Origin of the sequence: Pseudoalteromonas sp. MSK9-3 (assembly GCF_003590335.1) — a bacterium.
GTDB lineage: Bacteria > Pseudomonadota > Gammaproteobacteria > Enterobacterales > Alteromonadaceae > Pseudoalteromonas.
In genome coordinates, this window is record NZ_MIET01000041.1 from 1 (window position 1) to 454 (window position 454).

The following is a 454-nucleotide window of genomic DNA, read 5'->3' on the forward strand; positions in this document are numbered from 1 at the left end:
TTTATTCAAAGTCAGACGACTGATGCGTGATATGCAACTGATATCAAAACAACCGGGGCCACACGCATATAAAGTGGCGGTGAATGAACGGCCTGATATACCAAACCAGTTAAATCGAGAGTTCGATGTGCATAGCCCAAATCAAGTATGGTGTGGAGATATTACGTATATTTGGACTGGTCAGAAGTGGTCATATTTAGCAGTAGTAATTGATTTATATGCAAGGCGGGCTATTGGCTGGGTCATGTCAGAAAAGCCAGATACAGCCCTAACTATCAAAGCATTAGATAGAGCATATGAACAAAGAGGCAAACCTAGTGGGGTTATGTTCCATTCGGATCAAGGCAGTCAGTATAGTTCAACAAAATTCAGGCAAAGGTTATGGCGTTATCAAATAACACAAAGCATGAGCCGCAGAGGTAATTGTTGGGATAATTCCCCGATGGAGCGCGTA

General features: G+C 42.5%; 1 protein-coding gene. It reads left to right on the forward strand.

Features of this window, described 5'->3' with window-relative positions; genetic code table 11:
* Positions 1-454: IS3 family transposase (locus BGP78_RS17810; RefSeq protein ID WP_119862641.1), on the forward strand; the 454-nt coding region annotated here is incomplete at both ends.